The 20,929-nt window shown below is 73.3% G+C and carries 15 protein-coding genes and 1 pseudogene; 5 read left to right on the top strand and 11 right to left on the bottom strand.

The genetic code is table 11. The features are described from left to right. Window positions 1-38 precede the first annotated feature (38 nt). The 3 genes from hemQ to hemE are packed head-to-tail and all read right to left on the bottom strand — an operon-like array spanning window position 39 to window position 3,362. On the bottom strand, window positions 39-740 hold the full coding sequence (gene hemQ / locus ACI2K4_RS08790; protein WP_404510306.1) for a hydrogen peroxide-dependent heme synthase: 702 nt from the start codon (window positions 738-740) through the stop codon (window positions 39-41). A gap of 59 nt (window positions 741-799) precedes the next feature. Beyond that, window positions 800-2,260 carry a protoporphyrinogen oxidase gene (hemG, locus tag ACI2K4_RS08785; protein ID WP_404509830.1) on the bottom strand — a complete coding sequence of 487 codons (1,461 nt, stop codon included), beginning with the start codon at window positions 2,258-2,260 and terminating at the stop codon, window positions 800-802. A gap of 19 nt (window positions 2,261-2,279) precedes the next feature. Beyond that, a complete protein-coding gene (hemE, locus tag ACI2K4_RS08780) occupies window positions 2,280-3,362 on the bottom strand; it encodes a uroporphyrinogen decarboxylase (RefSeq protein WP_404509829.1) in 1,083 nt (360 codons plus the stop codon). A 118-nt stretch (window positions 3,363-3,480) separates the two neighbouring features. Here hemE and ACI2K4_RS08775 point away from each other — a divergent pair, with 118 nt between their 5' ends. Beyond that, window positions 3,481-4,053: a DUF3000 domain-containing protein gene (locus ACI2K4_RS08775; protein ID WP_404509828.1), complete on the top strand. Its 573-nt coding sequence runs from the start codon at window positions 3,481-3,483 to the stop codon at window positions 4,051-4,053. Between the two features lie 66 nt (window positions 4,054-4,119). On the opposite strand, the gene ACI2K4_RS08770 is transcribed toward ACI2K4_RS08775, so the two are convergent. Next, entirely contained in the window at window positions 4,120-4,968 is an 849-nt protein-coding gene (locus tag ACI2K4_RS08770) for a hypothetical protein (protein ID WP_404509827.1), read from the bottom strand. 73 nt (window positions 4,969-5,041) lie between these two features. Further along, on the bottom strand, window positions 5,042-6,349 hold the full coding sequence (locus tag ACI2K4_RS08765) for a trypsin-like peptidase domain-containing protein (RefSeq protein ID WP_404509826.1): 1,308 nt from the start codon (window positions 6,347-6,349) through the stop codon (window positions 5,042-5,044). Between the two features lie 221 nt (window positions 6,350-6,570). Here ACI2K4_RS08765 and ACI2K4_RS08760 point away from each other — a divergent pair, with 221 nt between their 5' ends. Then, window positions 6,571-7,890: a ribonuclease D gene (locus ACI2K4_RS08760; RefSeq protein WP_404509825.1), complete on the top strand. Its 1,320-nt coding sequence runs from the start codon at window positions 6,571-6,573 to the stop codon at window positions 7,888-7,890. 67 nt (window positions 7,891-7,957) lie between these two features. Here the strand turns inward: ACI2K4_RS08760 and galE are convergent, their stop codons facing one another. Then, a complete protein-coding gene (gene galE, locus ACI2K4_RS08755) occupies window positions 7,958-8,977 on the bottom strand; it encodes a UDP-glucose 4-epimerase GalE (protein ID WP_404509824.1) in 1,020 nt (339 codons plus the stop codon). A 242-nt stretch (window positions 8,978-9,219) separates the two neighbouring features. Between galE and ACI2K4_RS08750 the strand changes: the two genes are divergently transcribed. Beyond that, window positions 9,220-10,419 (top strand): thiolase family protein, encoded by a 1,200-nt coding sequence (locus ACI2K4_RS08750; RefSeq protein WP_404509823.1) that lies wholly within the window; start codon window positions 9,220-9,222, stop codon window positions 10,417-10,419. Beyond that, window positions 10,416-12,485 carry a 3-hydroxyacyl-CoA dehydrogenase NAD-binding domain-containing protein gene (locus ACI2K4_RS08745; protein ID WP_404509821.1) on the top strand — a complete coding sequence of 690 codons (2,070 nt, stop codon included), beginning with the start codon at window positions 10,416-10,418 and terminating at the stop codon, window positions 12,483-12,485. Before ACI2K4_RS08750 ends, ACI2K4_RS08745 begins: the two co-directional genes overlap by 4 nt. Window positions 12,486-12,558: 73 nt before the next feature. On the opposite strand, the gene ACI2K4_RS08740 is transcribed toward ACI2K4_RS08745, so the two are convergent. The 4 genes and pseudogenes from ACI2K4_RS08740 to ACI2K4_RS08725 form a co-directional block, all read right to left on the bottom strand. Next, window positions 12,559-12,942 (bottom strand): VOC family protein, encoded by a 384-nt coding sequence (locus ACI2K4_RS08740; protein ID WP_404509820.1) that lies wholly within the window; start codon window positions 12,940-12,942, stop codon window positions 12,559-12,561. 331 nt (window positions 12,943-13,273) lie between these two features. Further along, window positions 13,274-14,440, bottom strand: a pseudogene (locus tag ACI2K4_RS08735) (sensor histidine kinase); the annotation flags it as partial. Window positions 14,441-14,448: 8 nt separating this feature from the next. After that, a complete protein-coding gene (locus tag ACI2K4_RS08730; protein WP_404510305.1) occupies window positions 14,449-15,135 on the bottom strand; it encodes a response regulator transcription factor in 687 nt (228 codons plus the stop codon). 165 nt (window positions 15,136-15,300) lie between these two features. Beyond that, window positions 15,301-16,749, bottom strand: a complete 1,449-nt coding sequence (locus ACI2K4_RS08725; RefSeq protein ID WP_404509819.1) for a PQQ-binding-like beta-propeller repeat protein — start codon at window positions 16,747-16,749, stop codon at window positions 15,301-15,303. Between the two features lie 78 nt (window positions 16,750-16,827). Between ACI2K4_RS08725 and ACI2K4_RS08720 the strand changes: the two genes are divergently transcribed. Continuing rightward, the gene (locus ACI2K4_RS08720; RefSeq protein ID WP_404509817.1) at window positions 16,828-18,807 is read left to right on the top strand and encodes a hypothetical protein; all 1,980 of its coding nucleotides are present in this window, start codon (window positions 16,828-16,830) and stop codon (window positions 18,805-18,807) included. A 109-nt stretch (window positions 18,808-18,916) separates the two neighbouring features. Here the strand turns inward: ACI2K4_RS08720 and ACI2K4_RS08715 are convergent, their stop codons facing one another. Beyond that, complete coding sequence (locus ACI2K4_RS08715) at window positions 18,917-20,908, bottom strand: hypothetical protein (RefSeq protein WP_404509815.1); 1,992 nt, start codon at window positions 20,906-20,908, stop codon at window positions 18,917-18,919. Window positions 20,909-20,929: the final 21 nt, after the last annotated feature.

Raw genomic sequence — 20,929 nt, 5'->3', positions numbered from 1 at the left:
GGGGCCGGGGCGACCGGCGCCCGACCCCCGCGGCACGCTCACGGCAGGCTGGCGACCAGTTCGGTGAGGGTACGGCGGCGCCCGGTGTAGAACGGGACCTCCTCGCGTACGTGCCGGCGGGCCCGCGAGGCTCGCAGGTCACGCATCAGGTCCACGATCCGGTGCAGCTCGTCCGCCTCGAAGGCGAGCATCCACTCGTAGTCGCCGAGCGCGAACGAGGCGACCGTGTTGGCCCGTACGTCCGGGTAGCCCCGGGCCATCCGGCCGTGCTCGGCGAGCATCTCCCGGCGCTCGGCGTCCGGCAGCAGGTACCACTCGTACGAGCGCACGAACGGGTAGACGCAGACGTAGTCGCGGGCCGCTTCCCCGGCCAGGAACGCCGGCACGTGGCTCTTGTTGAACTCCGCCGGCCGGTGCAACGCCATCTGGGACCAGACCGGCGCCACATGCCGACCGAGGGCGGTACGCCGGAACAGCCCGTACGCCTCCTGCAACGCGTCCGGGTCGGACGAGTGCCACCAGATCAGCAGATCCGCGTCGGCGCGCAGCCCGGAGACGTCGTACGCCCCGCGTACCACCACGTCCTTGCCGGCCAGGTCGGCGACGAGCGTCTCCGCCTCGGCCGCGATCCGGTCCCGGTCGGCCGGCAACGGTCCGGTCGCCCGGAACACCGACCACATGGTGTAACGGATGCTCTCGTTCAGCTCTCGCAGCCGCGCCGCGTTGGTCTGCTCCACCACCGAGGCACCCGCCTCGTCCGTGGCAACCGTGCCGTCCTGCGAAACCCTCGGATCCGCACTCATACCGTCGCTCCTCCCAGCGCCTTGACGATCTCCTCGGCGGCTGTCTCGCCGGAGCGTACGCAGACCGGCAGACCGACCCCGTCGTAGCCGGCGCCGGCCAGCGCCAGCGTCGGGTGGGACGCCCGCAGCGTGTTCCGGGCCGCCGTCACCCGGTCCAGGTGCCCCGGCGTGTACTGCGGCAGCGCACCGCCCCACCGCTGCACCTGGCTCGCCACCGGGGCCGGCAGCACCGGGCCGCCGATCAGCGTGCCCAGCTCCCGGTGCACGATCGCGGTCAACTCGGCGTCGTCGCGCTGGAGCAGGTGCTCCTCGCCGTACCGGCCGACCGAGGCGCGCAGCAGCGCCAGCCCGTCGGGGCGGCGCAGGTGCGCCCACTTGGTGGTGAAGAAGGTCGCCGCCTTGGTCAGGGTCTGCTCGCCGGCCGGCACCAGGAGGCCGGAGAGGTCGGGCAGGGCCGCCGCCGGCAGGGCCAGGGTGACCAGCGCGACGCTGGCGTAGTCGAGCCGGCCGACCAGCGCTCCGGCCCCGACGTCGACGCCGCTGAGCAGCCGGGCCGCCGGACGTGCCGGCAGCGCCAGCACCACCGCCTCCACCTCGACCGCCTCGGGGTTCCGGGTCGGGCCGATCACCAGCCGCCAACCGGTCGGGGTACGGGTCAGCTCGCGGACCGCGGCGCCGAGCCGGATCTGCACCCCGACCCGCCCGGCCTGTGCACCGGTCGGCGTGACCAGGGCCTCGGCCGCGGCGTTGACCAGCCGGCTCAGCCCGCCGGCCACGGTGGCGAAGACCGGGTGACCCGCGGGCCGGGGCGCCGCCGCCTGGGCCGCCCGGACGGCACCGGTCAGGGTGCCCTCCGTACGCGCGGCACGGGCCAGTCCGGGCATGGTGGCGGCCAACGAGAGGGTGTCGGCGCGGCCGGCGTAGACACCGCCGAGCATCGGGTCGACCAGCCGGTCCACCACCTCGTCGCCGAGCCGGCGTCGGACCAGCTCACCGACGGGCAGGTCCTCGTCCGGGCCGAGCAGCGGGCGGCCGGCGTCCCGGTCCCGGTCCGCCGCCGGAGACGCCAGCGTGGCCACCTTGGCCAGATCCCCGGGTACGCCGACCAGCGTGCCGCCCGGCACCGGCACCAGCCGACCGCCGAGCGCGATCGCGGCCTGCCCGGTCGCCGGGTGCACCAGTTCCTCGCCCAGTCCCAGTCGACGGGCCAGCGCGACCATGGCGGATTCGCCGCCGGCCGGGTCACGGGTCAGGAACGCCTCGGCGCCCAACTCGACCGGGGAACCGGCGATCGTCCCGGTGCGCAGCTTGCCGCCGAGCCCACCGGACTGCTCGTACACCGTGATGGTGGTCCCGGCCGGCGCCAGTTCGCGCAGCCGGAGCGCGGCGGCGAGACCGGCGATGCCGCCGCCCACGACCGCGATCCGTGGTCCCGTTTCCCTGCCCGGCGTCTCCATGCTCAGCGGCTTTCCATGATCAGCGGGCGGACGCCTCGTGTACCAGCGCGACCACCCGGGTCAGCACCTCGGGGTCGGTTTCCGGCAGCACCCCGTGGCCCAGGTTGAACACGTGGCCGGGGGTGGCGGCGCCCTCGGCCAGGATCCGCCGCACCTCGGTCTCGATCACCGGCCACGGGGCGAAGAGCACGCACGGGTCCAGGTTGCCCTGCACCGCCTTGTCCGGCCCGATCCGCACGGTCGCCGCGTCCAGCGGGGTACGCCAGTCGACCCCGACCACGTCCGCGCCGGCCTCGCCCATCGCGCCGAGCAGTTCGGCGGTGCCCACACCGAAGTGGATCCGGGGTACGCCCGCGTCCGCCAGACCGGCCAGCACCGCCGCCGAGTGCGGTAGGACGTACCGCCGGTAGTCGGCTTCGGAGAGCGCGCCGGCCCAGGAGTCGAAGAGCTGTACGGCGGACGCCCCCGCGTCGACCTGCACCCGGAGGAACTGGCCGGTGATCTCGGCCAGCCGGGCGCAGAGCGCGTGCCAGACCTCGGGTGCGCCGTACATCAGCGCCTTGGTCCTGGCGTGTGTCCGCGACGGCCCGCCCTCGACCAGGTAACTGGCGAGGGTGAACGGCGCCCCGGCGAAGCCGATCAACGGCGTGTCGCCCAGGTCGGCGACGAGCAGCCGGACCGCCTCGTCCACAAAGGATAGATCGTCGGGGGTGATCGGACGGATCAGGTCGACGTCGGCGGCGTCGCGCACCGGCCGGGCCACCACCGGTCCGGTGCCCGGCACGATCTCGAGGTCGACCCCGGCCGCGGCGACCGGCACCACGATGTCGCTGAACAGGATCGCGGCGTCCACCCCGTGCCGGCGCACCGGCTGAAGGGTGATCTCCCGGACCAGCTCCGGCCGCCGGCACGACTCCAGCATCGGCACCCCGGCCCGCAGCTCCCGGTATTCCGGCAGCGAGCGCCCGGCCTGACGCATGAACCAGACCGGGGTGTGCGGGACCGGCAACCGCCGGCAGGCGCGGACGAAGGGCGAGTCGGCGGGGCCGGCCGGGGCGGAATCCCCGCCCTGGCTCGCGCTGCCAGCAATCGTGGTGGTCATCGGGGCAATCGTGCCACGCCCCCCGCCGGGACCGGCGGGCGCCGGGTGGTTTTGTGAGCACGGACGCGGCCGGCGCGGCGATCCCCCACCGTGCCACCGGTCGGCTTAGGCTGCGAACATGGCCGCCCCGATCGTGCTCCCCGAGACGTTCACCCGCGCGGTGGCCGGGTTGCGTACGGCCGCGCCGAGGGCCGAGATCCAGCTCGAAGAGGTGGGTGCCCCGCAGCGCCTTGCCCCGTACACCTTCGCGCTCGGCGCCGGGGTGCTGCGCGACGGCGACGAGGTGGCCAGCGGACGGCTGATCCTGCTGCACGACCCGGCCGGACACGAGGCGTGGGAGGGAACGCTCCGGTTGGTCACGTACGTCACCGCGGAGTTGGAGGTGGACCTCGCCGCCGACCCGCTGCTGCCCTCGGTCGGCTGGACCTGGCTGACCGACGCGCTCGACGCGCAGGGCGCCGACCATCGGGCCCTGGGCGGCACCGTGACCCAGACCATGTCGACCCGGTTCGGCGACCTGGCCGGGCCACCGGCCGCGGGCGACATCGAGATCCGGGCCTCCTGGACCCCGCTCGGCGCCGACCTGCGGGCCCACCTGCTGGCCTGGTGCACCCTGCTCGCCTCGACCGCCGGCCTCCCACCGCCCGGGGTCACCGCGCTCTCCGAGCGGCGCCCGGCCGGCGCCGCCTGAACCAGCGGCAGCCGACCGCCACCACGGGAGCGGCCGACCGGGTGGGACGGCCGCTCCGGATCTCCGTCAGAGGTAGCCGTCGGCCTCCTCGCAGACCTTGTCCGCCTCCTCCAGCGCCTTACGGAAGGCCGCCTCGCTGGTCGCGGTCATGGCGGTGCTGACCAGGTCGAGGCACTTCGCGATCACGGCCTTCTGCCGGGCCTGCTCGTCCCGGTCGTTCTTCGTGCCGGTCAGATCCTGCTCGACCGCCTTGATCCGGTCGTTCGCCACCTGTACGTCCCGCTTGAGCTGCTCGATCTGCTGCTGGTTACCGGTGATCGTCTTGTCCCGGTCACTCAGCTTGCCGCCCAGGTCCCGCTCGGTCCGGGACAGCTCGTTCGACTTGGTGACAAAGAGCCCGGTCGTCACCGCGCCCACGCTGAACAGCAGCGCGACGACGATCGACAGCACCAGCACGGTACGGCGCCGGCCACCGCCGGGCGGCGGCGTGACGTACGGCAGGCCGGATCCGGGCGGCCCGGACATCGGCGCACCGAGGGGCGCACCCGGGTACGGCACACCCGAGTAGGGCTGCGGCCCGCCGGAGACCGGCACGCCGGACGCCGGCACCGCCGAGACGGGCGCTCCCGGGACCGGCCCCGGGTACGGCGGCAGGCCCGGTCCCGGCTGGCCGGCGGACGGGTAACCCCCGGCCGGCTGGGCCCCCGGGGCCGGGTACGCCACCGTCGGCGACTCACCACCGGCAACGGGCGGGTACGCCACCGTCGGCGGCTCGACCGGCGCGGCGGGAGCGGCCGGAGCCGGCTGGCCGGCGGCGGGCGTCCCGGAAGTGGCACCCGCACCGGGGACCGGGGACAGCGGGGTGGTCGGATCGCCCGGCGGCGTTTCGCCGGGACCGTTCAGCGGCTGGGACATGGGGGTTCCTCCGTGAGTGGGGCTGAGCGCTGGATCATCGGGGCCGGCGCGGTTCGGGGCGGGCCGACGTGACTCAGCAGATCTTGAAACCGTCGCAGGCGGTCTTGATGGGCACGGCCAGGCCGATTCCCTCGGCGTCGCGGGCCTTCGCCGTGGCGATGCCGACAACCTGCTTGGCCGCGTTGATCACCGGGCCGCCGGAGTTGCCCGGGTTGATCGGCGCGTCGAACTGGATCACCTTGCCGGGGCCGTCCTCGTTGTCCCGGAACGCGCTGACCACACCGGTGGTCACGCTGTCCTCGAGGCCGAGCGGGGCGCCGACCACCACGATCTGCTGCCCGGACTTCACCGCCGCCGGGGCGGCCACCAGGCCGGTGAACTTGCCGTCGGTGCTGAGCTGCGCGATGTCGTTCGCCTTGTCGACCTTGACGATGGTCGCCGGGAAGCGCTGGTCCGTACGTTCCAGGAAGACCTGGCGTCCGCCGCCGTTCCAGAGCTCCTCGACCACGTGGAAGTTGGTGAACAGGTTGGTCCCGCCGTTGCCGGTCGGCTTGCCCACGGCGAACGCGGTCCCGGTGAACTGTCCGGCGCGGACCCGGAAGACGCTGGGCAGCACCGCCGTGGAGATCGCCTCGGGGTTGAACGCCTGACCGGCCCGGTTCTCGAGCTCCTGGGTCCGCCCCTCCACACCGTCCAGCCGGGTCCCGTCCGCCCGCTGCGCCTCCGCCAGCGCCCGGTCGGTGTCGGCCAGCCGGCCGGTGAGCCGGTCGATCTGGTACGCCTGGAAACCGACCACACCGGCCAACGCCAGCACCAGCAGCAGCGCGGTGACCCCGGGCCAGGCGAGCCGCCGCCGGGCCACCGGGGCCGGCGCCGCGCCCACCGGCGCCGGGTAACCCAGCGCCGGATCGGGTGTCCCCCAGGCGGGACCGGAGACGGGAACGTAACCGCCCGACGGGGCCGGCGCGACGGCCGGCGGCGCCGCCGGCCCGTAGCCCGACACGGGCCCGGTGGGCGGGGCGTAGCCGGAGATCGGGGCGTTCGGCGGACCGTAGCCGGGAACGGGCGCGGCGGGCGGGGCGTAGCCGTCCGGTTGGCCCGTGCCGTGACCGGGGTGGAGGTTCGGTGCCGTCGTATCGGCACCCCGTGCCGGCTCCATCCGGGGCGGTTCCATCCGGGGCGGTTCCATCCGGGGCGGCAGCGGACCGGGACGTACGCCGGCGACGCGGTCCGGCTCGGTGGTGCCGGGCGGGGCCTGCCACTGTCCGCCGGCTGATCCGGGGTCGGTGGTGTCGTCGGTCGGCGGTCGCGGACCGGGGACCGGCGCGCCGGGAACCGGCTCGTAGCCGGGCGCCGGCTGCTGGTCGTACCCAGAGGTCATGAATCGACGTCCTCCCGTAGACGTTCATGCCAGAGTCGCAGCATCGGGCAAACCTGCCCGGGGATCTGCGGCAAGGAGGGACCGTACCGGCCGTGCTGAGCTTTGTCTTCCCCGATGTCTGACTCGTCCAATCCGACAGATGTACGCACCGACCGGCTGGACAAAGCGCCGCGCCGGCCCGGCTGCGTATGGCGGATGCGAGTGACCACTAGGGTTGTCAGGTGACCGACGAACCACCCCTGCGCCGTCGGGCCGCGCAAAGCCAAGCAGGGAACGAGCCGCACAGCCTGCCGGCGCTCGCGCCGGATCCCGAGACCGTGGGGCCCGACCCAACGCCTGGCGGGCCCGTTCCGCTCCTCGCCCCTCGTGACGGCACACCGGAGCCGGTGGCAACCCCTGCCGCCCTCGCCGATGTCGTCGCCCGCTTCGCCGCCGGCACCGGCCCGGTCGCCGTGGACGCCGAACGCGCCTCCGGCTACCGCTACAGCCAGCGCGCCTACCTGGTGCAGTTGCGCCGGGCCGGCGCTGGCACCGTACTGATCGACCCGCTCCCCCTCGGTGACCTGCACGGTCTCGACGAGGCGCTCGCCGACACCGAATGGGTGCTGCACGCGGCCAGCCAGGACCTCGCCTGCCTGGCCGATCTCGGACTGCGCCCACGCCGGCTCTTCGACACCGAACTGGCCGCCCGGCTGGCCGGGTTCGAACGGGTCGGCCTGGCCGCGCTGACCGAACAGCTACTCGGCTTCACGCTGGAGAAGCACCACTCCGCCGCGGACTGGTCCAGCCGGCCGCTGCCCGAGTCCTGGCTGACCTACGCCGCGCTCGACGTGGAACTCCTCACCGACCTGCGCGACGCGCTCGCCGCCGAACTGGACCGGCAGGGCAAGTCCGACTGGGCCGCCGAGGAGTTCGCCGCCCTGGTGCTCTGGGGGACGCAGCCGCTGCGGCAGCGCCCCGACCCGTGGCGGCGTACCTCCGGCATCCACCGGGTCCGGGGGGCGCGTGCCCAGGCCCGGGTCCGGTCGATGTGGTACGCCCGGGACGCGATCGCGGCCCGGCGCGACTCCGCCCCGGGCCGGGTGTTGCCGGACGCCGCGATCATCGCGGCGGCGGAGATGGACCCGAAGGACGAGCGGACGCTGTTGATGCTGCCGGGCTTCGGCGGGCGTTCGGTACGCCGACTCGCCCGGACCTGGCTGGAGGCGCTCTCCGAGGCGAGGGCGTTGCCCGACGACGCGTTGCCGGTGAGCGCACCGGTCGACGGGCCGCCCCCGCCGCACCGGTGGGCCGAACGGGACCCGACGGCGGCGGCCCGGCTGGCCCGCTGCCGCGAGGTGGTGACCAGGATCGCGGGCGAGCACAACCTGCCGCCGGAGAACCTGATCACGCCGGACTCGGTCCGGCGGCTGGCCTGGACCCCGCCCGACGAGATCTCCGAGGCCACGGTGGTCGAGACGCTGCGCGGCTACGGCGCCCGCAACTGGCAGGTCGAGCTGATCGGTGCCGACCTCACCCGCGCCCTCCCCGAACCGCTGTGAGGTAAGGAAGGGCCCCTTGTTAACGCATAGCGTTAACAAGGGGCCCTTCCTTACCCTGCTGGGCGGCTCAGGAGGGGGTCGGGGTGGCGGGGGGCAGTACGCTGTCCCGCTTGGCGGCCCACTGCAACGAGTGCCGGATGCCGTCCTGGAGGGTCAGCTCCGGCTTCCAGTCGAGCAACTGCCGCGACCGGCCGGTACGGGTGTAGGAGCCGGCCGAGTCACCGGGGCGGGGCCCGGTCTCGCGTACCCGCAGTGGACGGTCGCTGACCGCGTCGAAGGCGGCGACAAACTCCCGGACGGTGGTCCCGTTGCCGGTGCCGAGGTTGATCACCTCGTGCGAGTGCTCGGCTCCGACCGGCAGGATGTCGTCGAACCGGCGCAGCGCCTGTACGTGGGCGCGGGCCAGGTCCCAGACGTGGATGTAGTCGCGGATGCCGGAACCGTCCCGGGTCGGCCAGTCGACGCCGGTGATCAGGAACTCGTCGTCGTTCTCGGCCGCGCTGATCATCTTGCCGAGCGCGTGGCTGGGGCGGCGCAGTTGCAGCCCCGTACGCATCATCGGGTCCGCGCCGACCGGGTTGAAGTAGCGCAGTGACAGTGCCCGCAGCGGCGACGAGGCGGCGGTGTCGGCGAGGATCGACTCCAGCATCGCCTTGGTCCGGGCGTACGGGCTGGTCGGCTCCAGTGCGGAGTTCTCGTCGACGGAGAAGTCCTCGCCCGGCCGGTAGATCGAGGCCGAGGAGCTGAACAGGATCCGTTCGCAGCCGTTGCGCAGCAGGTGGTCGAGGAAGTCGACCGACTTCGCCACGTTCTCCCGGTAGTAGCGCAGCGGTTGAGCGACCGACTCGGGAACGACGATCAGGGCCGCCGCGTGCACCACGGCGGTGATGTCCGGGTGTTCGGCGAAGATCCGGTCGATCAGCGCGCCGTCGGCGATGTCGCCCCGGTAGAAGATCCGGTCCCGGGTGAACTCCACCCGACCGGTGTTGAGGTTGTCCAGGACAACCGGTTCCAGCCCGTCGTCCAGGCAGGCCGAGACCACAGTGCTGCCGATGAAGCCCGCACCACCCGCTACCAGTACCTTCAACGCCGCCTCCGTGTCGCCTCACCTGGTCCCGATCAACCTACCGGAACGACGCCGGCGCCGAGCCGGTCGGCGGTGCCGGCGGTGCCCCACGGGCGGACGAAAGCCGAGCCGGTCGGCGGTGCCGGCGAAACGCCCACGGTGGACGAGAATCGGTGTGGCCTGGACCACAGATCGGGCGCTGACAGCCATAGTTACCGGCGAGTAGCATCCGAGGTACACGCCCCGCCGGCAAGGAGGCTCTTGTGCCCCGTGAAGTCCGGGACGTCGTCTTCGTCGACGGCGTCCGCACCCCGTTCGGCAAGGCGGGTGGGATGTACGCCAACACCCGCGCCGACGACCTGGTGATCCGTTGCATCCGCGAACTGCTGCGGCGAAACCCCCAACTGCCGCCGGAGCGGGTGGACGAGGTGGCGATCGCGGCCACCACCCAGATCGGCGACCAGGGCCTGACCATCGGCCGGACCGCCGCGCTCCTCGCCGGCCTGCCGAAGACCGTGCCCGGCTACGCGATCGACCGGATGTGCGCCGGCGCGATGACCGCGGTGACCACCGTGGCCGGTGGCATCGCCATGGGCGCGTACGACGTCGCGATCGCCGGCGGCGTCGAGCACATGGGCCGGCACCCGATGGGCGAGGGGGTGGATCCCAACCCGCGCATCCTGGCCGAGAAGCTGGTCGACCCGTCCGCGCTGGTCATGGGCTCGACCGCAGAGAACCTGCACGACCGGGTCCCGCAGGTCACCAAGGAGCGCTCGGACGCCTTCGCGCTCGCGTCGCAGCAGAAGACCGCCAAGGCGTACGCCAACGGCAAGCTCCAGGACGACCTGGTGACCGTCGCGATCCGTGACCCCGAGACCGGCTGGGGACTGGCCACCGTGGACGAGGCCCCGCGCGACACCTCGATGGAGAAGCTCGCCGGCCTGAAGACCCCGTTCCGCCCGCACGGCAGGGTCACCGCCGGAAACGCCGCCGGGCTGAACGACGGCGCCACCGCCAGCCTGCTCGCGGCCGAGGAGGTCGCCCGTGAACTGGGCCTGCCGATCGGCATGCGCCTGGTGTCGTACGGCTTTGTCGGGGTCGAGCCGGAGGTGATGGGGATCGGCCCGATCCCCTCCACCGAGAAGGCCCTGCGGATCGCCGGGCTGAGCATCGACGACATCGGCCTGTTCGAGCTGAACGAGGCGTTCGCGGTGCAGGTCCTCACCTTCCTGGACCATTTCGGCATCGCCGACGACGACCCCCGGGTCAACCGGTGGGGCGGGGCGATCGCCATCGGGCACCCGCTCGCCTCCTCCGGCGTACGACTGATGACCCAGCTCGCCCGGCAGTTCGCCGAACAGCCCGAGGTGCGGTACGGCATCACCGCCATGTGCATCGGCATCGGCATGGGCGGCACGGTCATCTGGGAGAACCCGCACTGGAAGGGTGTGACGGCATCGTGACCACCGCGCAGAACCCGAACGAGGTCGTCACCAGGGCGTTGCTGCGACTGGTCGACGTACCCGGGCTGGACCGCCCGGCCGCGCTGATCACCCTGGACAACGGCTTCGACCACAAGAAGCCGAACAGCCTCGGCCCGGCCGGACTGGCCAGCCTGGACGAGGCGATCACCGCCGCGCTCGCGGCCGAGCCCGCGCTGGTCGCGGTGACCGGTAAGCCGTACATCTTCTGCGTCGGCGCCGACGTGACCGGCATCCCGCTGGTCACCGACCGGGAGCAGGCGCTCGAACTGGGCCGCCTCGGTCACCGGGTCTTCGCCCGGCTGCGCGACAGCGCGGTGCCGACCTTCGCCTTCGTCAACGGCGCGGCACTGGGCGGCGGGCTGGAACTCGCCCTGCACTGCCACTACCGGACGCTCTCCGGCGGCGCGGCGGCGCTGGCGCTGCCCGAGGTGTCGCTGGGCCTGGTCCCCGGCTGGGGCGGCACCCAACTGCTGCCGAACCTGATCGGCATCCCGATGGCCACCCAGGTGGTCATCCAGAACCCGCTCACCCAGAACCGGATGCTCAAGCCGAAGCAGGCGGCCGAGATGGGCATCGCCGACGTGCTGCTCGAACCGGCCGACTTCCTGGAGCGCTCGCTGGAGTGGGCCGCCGACGTGGTCCGGGGCACGGTCACGGTGAGCCGGCCGGAGATCGACCGGGACATGTGGGACGGGGTGATGTTCTTCGCCAGGCAGACGCTGGACGAGCGGCTGCACGGCGCGGTGCCGGCCGCGTACCGGGCGCTGGAACTGCTCGGGCTGGCCAAGGACGCGCCGTTCGAGGTCGGCACGGCGGCCGAGGACGAGGCCCTGGCCGACCTGGTGCTCAGCGAGGAGCTGCGCAGCGGCCTGTACGCCTTCGACCTGGTCCAGCGCCGGGCCCGCAAGCCGGTCGGGGCGCCCGAGGCCGCCCTGGCCCGGCCGGTCACCAAGGTCGGCGTGGTCGGTGCCGGGCTGATGGCCTCGCAGCTCGCCCTGCTGTTCGCCCGGCGGTTGCAGGTGCCGGTGGTGCTCACCGACCTCGACCAGACCCGGGTCGACCAGGGCGTGTCGTACGTCCACGGCGAGATCGAGAAGCTGGTCGGCAAGGGCCGGCTCGACCCGGGTACGGCGGCCAAGCTGCGCGGCCTGGTCACCGGCTCGGTGGACAAGTCCGTCTTCGCCGACGCCGACTTCGTCATCGAGGCCGTCTTCGAGGACCTGGGGGTGAAGAAGCAGGTCTGGGCGGAGCTGGAGAAGATCGTCGCACCGGAGGCGGTGCTCGCCACCAACACCTCGTCGCTCTCCATCACCGCCATGGCGGCCGACCTGGAACATCCCGAGCGGGTGGTCGGCTTCCACTTCTTCAACCCGGTCGCGGTGCTCCCCCTGCTGGAGATCGTCCGGGGCGAGCGGACCGACGACGCCACCCTGGCCACCGCGTTCGCCGTCGGCAAGGAGCTGCGCAAGTCCTGCGTACTGGTCTCGGACGCGCCGGCGTTCGTGGTCAACCGGCTGCTCACCCGGTTCCTCGGGGAGATCTTCGCCGCGGTCGACGCCGGTACGCCGCTGGAGGTGGCGGACAGCGCCCTGGACCCGCTGGGACTGCCGATGCGCCCGCTGGCGCTGACCCAGCTCGTCGGGCCGGCGGTCGCGTACCACACCGGGGCGACGCTGCACGCGGCGTTCCCGGACCGGTACGCGTCGAGCGAGAACCTGCGCCGGATCGCCGACTCCGGTCTGCCGCTGCTGGTGGACGGCGCCGTGAACCCCGAGGTGGTCACCCTGCTCCAGGTGGGTGACCAGCCGCTGGACGCCGAGCGGGTACGCCAGCGCGCCCTCGACGCACTGGCCGGCGAGATCCGGCTGATGCTCGACGAGGGCGTGGTCGCCGGGGCGCCGGAGATCGACCTGTGCCTGATCCTGGGCGCCGGCTGGCCGTTCCACCTGGGCGGGATCACGCCGTACCTGGACCGGACCGGCACCTCGGAACGGGTCACCGGCCAGCGCTTCCTGCCGTACGGCGTGGCCAGCCTGCCGGCCTGACCCGGTCGCACCACAGCGGGGGCCGCTCACCGCGTGCACGCGGTGAGCGGCCCCCGTTCCGTACCGAACGACGTCAGCCGGCGCGTTCGGCCGCGCTGCGCTCGACGCAGAACTCGTTGCCCTCCGGATCGGCGAGGGTCACCCAGCCGGTGCCGTCCGGCCTGCGGTGGTCGGCGACCAGGGTGGCGCCGAGCGCGCGGACCCGGGCCACCTCCTCGTCCCGGCCGCGGTCGCTCGGTTGCAGGTCGAGGTGGAACCGGTTCTTGACCGTCTTGCCCTCCGGCACCCGGATGAAGAGCAGGCTGGGCCCGGCTCCGTCGGGTGCCTCGGCAATCGCCTCCGGGTCACCAGGGTGGTCGTCGGCGCTGCGCGGGTAACCGAGCACCTCGGCCCAGAAGCCGGCCAGGGCGTACGTGTCGGCACAGTCGACGGTGATGTGCCTGATGCGGGAACTCATGGATGTCCTCCAGGACGCTGGGGCGCCCCGTGACCGGACGGGTCAGCGGGAACCGGGACGGGGCGCGGCAAGGTTCGACTGACTCATCGACCGCACCTCCCTCCCACCGCTGGCTGACCGGACCCGAGCCTCCCACAGACCGGGGCGCCGGACAAGCTCCCGTCCGCTACCGGACCGGCGGCGTCGGTACGTCCGCCGCGCCACCCTCCGCCGGGGACGAGGTCGCGCCCGGTGCCGGGGCCGAGATCGCCGCCGGACCGGGAGCCGGCCTCGGCGCCGGTGCGGCAAGGGCCGCCGGTACGGCGACCGGGGTGGGCACCACCACGGCCGAGGCCGCCACCACCGGGGTCGCGTCGGCGGCCGGCAACGTCACGGTGACCTCCAGCCCGCCACCGTCCTGGGCCACCGCCGTCACCACCCCACCGTGCGCGTCGCAGACCGCGGAGACGATCGAGAGCCCCAGACCGGAGCCCCGGGCACCGGTCCGTTCCCGGCCACCGCGCCGGAACGCCTCGAACAGACCCGGCACGTCGGCCTGGTCCACCTCGAAGCCGGTGTTGCCGACCACCAGACGTACCTGACGCTGGTCGGAGCTGGTCCGCACCCAGAGCCGCCCGTGCAGGTGGTTGTACCGGACCGCGTTCTCGATCAGGTTTCCGGCCAGCCGCTCCAGCAGGCTGGGATCGCCGACCACCGGCGCCGGCTCCAGCGACGTACTGACGTCCAGGCCGAGCCGGTCCACCTCGGCGCGCATGGCGGAGAGCGCCACCGCGACCCCGTCGGCCAGGTCGGTCGGCGCCTTGCGGCTCAGCCGCCGCCCCGACTGGGCCTCGCTGCGGGCCAGCACCAGCAACGAGTCGACCAGCCCGTTCGCCCGTTCCGAGGCGTCCCGGACCACGATCGCCATCCGGCGGAACTCGGCCACGTCCGCCTCGGGGTCGGCCAGCGTCACGTCGATCTCGGTACGCATCACCGCCAGCGGCGTACGCAGCTCGTGCGAGGCGTTCGCGACAAAGCGTTTCTGCGCCTCGAAGGCGCCCCCGATCCGGTCCAGCATCGCGTCGAAGGTGCCGGCCAGCTCGGCCACCTCGTCGTCCGCCCCGGAGTAACGGATTCGCTGGTCGAGGGTGGCCTCGCCGAGCCGCCGGGCGGTCGAGGTGACCTGGTGCAGCGGGCGCAGCGCCCGACCGGCCACCGCGTACGCGCCGGCCACCCCGACCACGCTGATCGCCAGCAGGGCGACCAGACCCTTGGCGAGCAGCTCACGGCTGGCCAGGGTGACCATCCACTCCTGCCACTGCGCCGCGTCCATCTCGGTGTTGTCGGCCAGCACTACGGTGGTGCCGGGACGCAGCTCGGCCGCCGGCCGGAGCGCGTCGGTGACCAGCAGCCAGGCCAGCAGCAACAGGATGGCACCGGCACCCACCAGCAGCACCCCGTTGAGCAGGGTCAGCCGCAGCCGCAGGGTGGGCCGCAGCCGGCTGCGTCGACGGGTCAGGTAGACGGTCATGCCTGGACCTGCTCGGGCAGGTAGTGCTCCGGCACCCGGTAGCCGGCGCCGACCACGGTCTCGATCAGCGGCGGATCGCCGAGCTTCTTCCGCAGGGTCATCACGGTCACCCGTACGGTGGTGGTGAAGGGGTCGGTGTTGGCGTCCCAGACCCGTTCCAGCAGCTCCTCGCTGGACACCACCGCGCCCCGGGCCTTGAGCAGCTCCTCCAGCACCCCGAACTCCTTGCGGGTCAGGTCGACCGGCGCGCCCGCCCGGGTCGCCACCCGGCGGGCCGGGTCGACCACCAGGTCCGCGACCGTGAGCACCGGCGGCGCGGCCGGGGTGGCCCGCCGGCCCAGCGCCTGCACCCGGGCGACCAGCTCGTCGAAGGCGAACGGCTTGGGCAGGTAGTCGTCGGCCCCGAGTTGCAGCCCCTCCACCCGCTGGGTGACGGTGCCGCTCGCGGTCAGCATGAGCACCCGGGTCAGCGCGCCGGAATTGACCAGGTCCGCGCAGATCTGGTCACCGTGCACACCCGGCAGGTCCCGGTCGAGCACGACCACGTCGTACCGGGTCACCATGGCCATCTCGTGCCCGGCGGTGCCGTCGTAGGCCAGGTCGACGGCCATGCCCTGGCGACGTAAGCCGCGCCCGATCGCGTCGGCGAGGTTCCGCTCGTCCTCCACCACCAGTACCCGCACCACGACCTCCAGCTTTTCCGACTCTCCCCCGCCCTCCCAAACAACCTAGCCGCGCCCACCAAACCGCAGCTCAGCCCGGCCCTCGCCGAGCGTGGCAGGGCGGCGCTGGGGCGGACGGTCAGGCGGTGTGGTCGGAGCACGGGTCAGGGCGGTGTCGGACGTGGGTCAGGCCGGCAGCCGCCAGATCCCGATGTCGCCGTTGAGCCGGCGGCAGACCAGCACGCCGTGGCTCCCGGAACGGCTCGACCGCGTGCCGTACTGGCAGTCGCCGGAGATGCCCGGCAGGGCCACCAGCGGTCGCGCGGTGGCGGTGGCCGGGTCCAGTTCGGCCACCCAGGTCCGGCCGTCCAGGCTGCTCCGGATCCCGAGCAGCCGGACCCGGTCCGCCGGTCCGCCACCGGCCGGCGCCGCGTCACCGGTCACCGCACCGAGTAGCTGCCAGGCACCCAGTTCACCGAGCACCCGGCCGGTGGGCGGGTCGACCACGGCCAGGCCGGCGGCGAGCGACGGTCGCGCCTCGTGGCTCGCGATCAGGTACGACCCGATCGGCGTCAGGTAGCTCCACCGCTCGTCGGCCCAGCGCGACGCACCGGTCCGCCGGTCCAGCACGCGTACGCCGCCCTCGGGGCGGAACGCACAGAGCAGGGCCCCACACGCCTGCGGCCACGGCTGCCGGTCGACCTCCCAGTCGATCGTCCAGCGCCGCTCGAACCGCTCCAGCCCGTACGCGGTGAGGTGGGACGGTCCCTCCGGCACCAGCATGAAATCGCCGACGGCGGCCGGTGGCCCCTGCCAGCCGTCCCCGGTCGGCGACCGGGGCAGTTCGACCGAGCGCCGCACCCGCCCGTCGGCCAGGTCCCGCAGTTCGAGCCGACCGTCCGGCAGCCGGACCAACACCACGTCCGGCCCGGGCGCCGCGAACCAGACGGCGGTCGGGTCCGCCGGTGCGCCGGCGTAGCCGTGTGCCGTACCGGCGGGGAGCGCGACCGACCAGCGCACCTCGCCCGAGTCCGGGACCACCGCCCGCAGGGTGCCCGGCGCGCGGCTGCCCCAGCCGTCCGGCAGGTCGCCCGGGTCGGGTCCACCCGACCCCTCGACGTCCGCGTCCGCGTCCGACACCCAGAGCAACACGTCACCGCTCGCCGTCACGGTCTCGAACTGACCTGGTCGGAGCCAGGAGACCACGCCGGTACGGGCGTCCACCCCGACCGTCCGCCGGGGTGCCGTCGACCCCCAGTCGGAGGCCAGCACCAGCGTGTCACCGACCAGCGCGTACCCACCGAACGGGCCCGGCACCGGCATCCGCACCCGCCACAGTGGCGCGGCGTCCGGCAGCCGGTACGCGCCCACCTGCTGTCGGGGCTCGCCGGTCGGGTCGACCGGGTCGATCACGAAGAGCTGGTCGGCGCCGGTCAGCACCGACACGCCCAGCCGGGCCGGGATCGTCGCCTCCGGGATCGGGGCGAAGCCCCGCCCGGCCGCGCCGAGCGTGCCGAGCAGCAGCGCGAGCACCGCGCCGAGCCGTACCGACCGGGCGGCCAGCCAGGAGCGGGCCAGCGGCCGGTCCCGCACCGGTGGCTCGGTGAGCCGCTCACCCAGCTCGATCTGGACCACCCGTCACCCCTGTCCGTCGCGGAGTCCCCACCCACCGGCCGAGCGGCCGTCGTACGGTCCGAGTCACCGGCCGTCGGGATGGTTCGATCCGCACCGGGGGTCCGTTTCCCGCCCGGCTGGCCCGAAACACTCCAGCGTCCGCCTGTACGATGTCGCGTCGTGGCAATCCCGGTAGTAAATAACAATTCGGACGCAGAATCCGGGTCGGACACCGTCTCCGGCCCGGACACCACGACCGGCTCGGACACCACGACCGGCTCGGACACCACGACCGGTTCGGACACCACGACCGGCTCGGAGGAACCCGCCCGCGCACGCCGACCGCGCTGGCGGCCGGCGCGAGCCGACCTGCTCGCCGTCGCAGCGTACGTCCTGCTCGGCGTCGTGGTGTGCGCCAACTACTGGGTGGACATCCAGCACCGGGTCTCGTCACACCTGCCCACCGACCACAGTTGGTTCGAGTGGCTGCTCTCGCACGGTGCCTACTCCGTCCGGCACTGGGAGAACCCGCTCTTCTCCGCCCGGCAGAACGCGCCCGAGGGCGTGAACATGATGGCGAACACCTCGGTGCTCGGCATCAGCCTGCCGCTGGCCCCGCTCACCCTGCTGCTCGGGCCGCAGGTCACGTACGCGATCTATCTCGGCGGGGCACTGGCGGCGACCGCCGCCACCTCGTACTGGATGCTCTCCCGGCACCTGGTCACCTCGCGCGCGGCGGCGTTCGCCGGCGGGGCGTTCCTCGGCTTCGCGCCGGGAATCGTGCACCACGCCAACGGCCAGCCCAACTTCGTCTCCAACTTCCTGCTGCCGCTGATCGTCGTCCGGGTGCTCCGGCTGGGCGAGCCGGGACGCTGGCGGCACAACGGCGTCGTGCTGGGCCTGCTGGTCGCGTACCAGATCTTCATCAACGAGGAGATGCTGCTGCTGACCGCGCTCGCCTGCGCGGTGATCGTGGCCGCGTACGCGGTCCAGCGCTGGTCGTCGGTACGGGCCCAGGCGGTGCCCTTCCTGCTCTCCCTCGGCGTCGGCGGGGCGCTCGCCCTGCTGCTGGCCGGCTACCCGATCTGGTACCAGTTCAACGGCCCGCAGTCCTACCGGGGACTACAGGGCGGGGTGTTCCACAACTGGGGTGAGGACCTGGCGGCGTACGTCACCTACTCCCGGGACACCCTGGCCGGCTCCGAGGCGGTGGAGAAGACCCTCGGCATGACCGAGCAGAACACCTGGTTCGGCTGGCCGCTGGTCGGGCTCGCCCTGCTGGTGATCGTGCTGCTCTGGCGGGTCTCGCTGGTCGCCCGTACCGCCGCCGTGCTCGCCCTGGTCTTCGGCGTCGCCGCGATCGGTCCCTCGGTCCGCCTCGGCGGCGAGGTGACCGAGGTACGCGGCCCGTGGAGCTACATCCCCGACGACGTACCGCTGGTCGAGATGATGATGCCGACCCGGCTCAGCCTGGTCGTCGCCGCCGTGGTCGGGGTGCTGATCGCGCTCGCCTGGAACACCGTGGCGACCGCCCCGGGCGACGGGCCGCGCTGGCGCCGGGTCCGGATCCTGGCGTACGCGGCCATCGCGCTCACCCTGCTGCCGCTGGTCCCGAAGCCGCTGCCGGCGATGCACGTCGACCCGCCGCCGAGGTTCATCACCGGTGCGGAGTGGCGACCCTACGTACCGGCCGGACGCACCCTGGTGCCGGTGCCGGTGCCCAGCAACGTGCACGGCCTGTCCACACTGCGCTGGAGCGCGCTGACCGGGCACGCCTTCCCCGTTCCCGGCGGCTACTTCATCGGCCCCGACGCCACCGGCGCGGGTGTCTTCGGCGCGACCACCCGCCCGACCGCCATGCTGATGTACGTCACCATCGACACCGGCCGGGTCCCGGACATCACCCCGGAGGTACGCGCCCAGGCCATCGAGGACCTGCGGTTCTGGCGGGCCTCGGTGGTGGTGCTCGGCGAGCACCCGCACGAGGGCGAGTTGCGGGCCCTGATGACCGCGCTGCTCGGACCGGCGCAACGAGTCGACGACGTCTGGCTCTGGGACGTCCGCCCCCTCATCCCCTGAGTAAGGAAGGGCCCCTTGTTATCGCTTTCTGTATAGGAAGGGGCCCTTCCTAACCACCGGGCGGAGCCGGCGCGGCGCGGGCGGCGCGCGGTGGGGGTGGTGGGGGCGGTCAGAGGGCGGCGCGGTCGCGTACGTCCCAGACCCAGGCGCCGGAGATCGACTTTCCCGGCCCGAGCAGCAGGTCGACGGTCTGCTTGACCGGGTTGCCCCGGTGCAGCCCGCCCTGTACGACGATCGCCGCCCGCCAGTGTCGCAGGTCCTCGACCGCCTGCCGCCGCTGCTCGTCCCCGATCGGCGGCACCTGCCCGGTGTGCGCGACCGCGTCGAGCAGTACGGCCGTCGGCCGGTCCGGCGTACCCCAGCGGGCCGTCGGGTCGTCCGGGCCGGTCGGGCCGATGAAGTAACCACCGGGTGCGGTGAAGGCCAGGTTGGTCCGGGCTGACCAGTACATGCCCGCGATCGCCTCGCCACCTCGGGTCGGTGGGACCGGCACCAGGGTACGGCCGGGCGGCACGTACGAGCGCCACTCACCGGTGGCGACGAACTCCGGCACCGGCCAGTTCGGCACGGTCCGGATCGGCAGCGGTGCCACCGGCAGCAGCACCGCGACCAACGCACCGGTCCAGAGCAGCCGTACCGGCGCACCAACGGCGACCGGTGGACCAACGGCGACCGGTGAACCAGCAGCGACCGGTGGACCAACGGCGACCGGCGAATCACCGGCGGCCGAACTCGCCGGGCCGGTCCCGGTCGCCAGCCCGGTGCCGGTCACCGGGCGCCGCCGGCAGACCTCGTCGGTGGCGAGGGCGAGCAGGATCGCCATCATCGGAAGGCAGACCAGCGGGAACCGGGCCGGCACCGCCAGGTCGATCAGCGGCAGGTCGGCCACCAGCCGGTACGGGCCCGACAGCCCGGTCAGCCGGCCGTCCAACCGGATGTTGTCGCCGAGCGACAGGGCGGCGAACACGAGTACGCCGACGGCGAGCGCCCGGACCAGGGGGCGTCGCCACTGCCAGACCACCACGACCGTCACGAGTACGAGCAGCGGCAGCCCGAAGAAGGAGTTCTCCTCGGTCGGGTTCGGCGACAGCAGTCCGGGCACCGAGTCGTGCCCGGTCAGCGACTGGCGGGCGGACGCGGTGAACGAGTTGAGGTCCAGCGCGTACGCGCCCGGGTCGAACGGCAGACCCCGGTAGTGCCCGGGACCGAAGAACTGGAACCAGAGCGGGTACGCCAGCAGCGTCCCCGCGACCAGCGCGCCGATCCCGAGCCGGCCGAGGAAGGAGGGGCCGAGCCGACGTACCGTCGCCGGGCTCACCACGGCGTAGCAGACGGTGAACAGGCCGCAGGCCAGGACCAGGAACGCCAGCACCTCCTCGCCGAGGAAGACCTGGTACGTGACGAGCAGGCCGAGCAGCAGGCCGCGCCGTACCACCCGGCCGGTGGTCGGGTCGAACACGACGGCGAGGATCACCGGCACCAGGAACTGCGAGATCATGTGCAGGTGGCCGGTGGCCTGGGAGATCATGCCGGGACCGAATCCGCAGAGCAGCCCGCCGAGCGCGGCGGCGTACCGGGACCGGACCAACCGGCGGGAGAGCAGGAAGAACCAGGCGGTGGCGGTGCCGGCGAGGGACACGACGATGGCCAGCAGGAACGTGGTGTGCGAGCCGAAGAGCAGGGTCACCGGCGTGAGCGGGACACCCAGGCCGAGCACCGAGGTGTTGGCCATCAGGTTGACCCCGTCCGGGGCGTTGAGCGCGGTGCTGTGCAGCGGGTTGTCCAGCCGGGTCACCGCCTGCGCGGCACGGGCCAGCATCCACTCGAAGAGCATCTGGTCGTTACCGGCCCGGGTGGTGTGGCCCGGGTGGGCCCAGAGCCGGCTGGTGACGTACCCGGCTGCGATCAGGTAGCCGACCACCACCGCCAGATCGAGCGGCCACCTCCCGGCGGCGAAGAGCCGGCGGGGCCACCACCGAGGTTCGCCGGGGGCGGTCGCGGCATCGAGCGGGGCCGGGGCGGTCGGAGGCCCGGGAGAGGCCGGCGCGTCCACGGTTTCCACCGTGGTCACGTTCGGTTCCGCTCCCGGGTCCGTGGTCATCCGACCGGTACCCGTGTCCCG

Source organism: Micromonospora sp. NPDC050397 (assembly GCF_044901685.1).
Classification (GTDB): domain Bacteria; phylum Actinomycetota; class Actinomycetes; order Mycobacteriales; family Micromonosporaceae; genus Micromonospora_G.
This window is presented reverse-complemented; position numbering and strand designations above follow the sequence as displayed.

What these genes read in the sequence shown, in the direction of transcription:
- hemG (WP_404509830.1), bottom strand. Translation starts at nt 2,260, where the DNA reads ATGGAGACGCCGGGCAGGGAAACGGGACCACGGATCGCGGTCGTGGGC.
- hemE (WP_404509829.1), bottom strand. Translation starts at nt 3,362, where the DNA reads ATGACCACCACGATTGCTGGCAGCGCGAGCCAGGGCGGGGATTCCGCC.
- ACI2K4_RS08775 (WP_404509828.1), top strand. Translation starts at nt 3,481, where the DNA reads ATGGCCGCCCCGATCGTGCTCCCCGAGACGTTCACCCGCGCGGTGGCC.
- ACI2K4_RS08770 (WP_404509827.1), bottom strand. Translation starts at nt 4,968, where the DNA reads ATGTCCCAGCCGCTGAACGGTCCCGGCGAAACGCCGCCGGGCGATCCG.
- ACI2K4_RS08765 (WP_404509826.1), bottom strand. Translation starts at nt 6,349, where the DNA reads ATGACCTCTGGGTACGACCAGCAGCCGGCGCCCGGCTACGAGCCGGTT.
- ACI2K4_RS08740 (WP_404509820.1), bottom strand. Translation starts at nt 12,942, where the DNA reads ATGAGTTCCCGCATCAGGCACATCACCGTCGACTGTGCCGACACGTAC.
- ACI2K4_RS08720 (WP_404509817.1), top strand. Translation starts at nt 16,828, where the DNA reads ATGGTTCGATCCGCACCGGGGGTCCGTTTCCCGCCCGGCTGGCCCGAA.
- ACI2K4_RS08715 (WP_404509815.1), bottom strand. Translation starts at nt 20,908, where the DNA reads ATGACCACGGACCCGGGAGCGGAACCGAACGTGACCACGGTGGAAACC.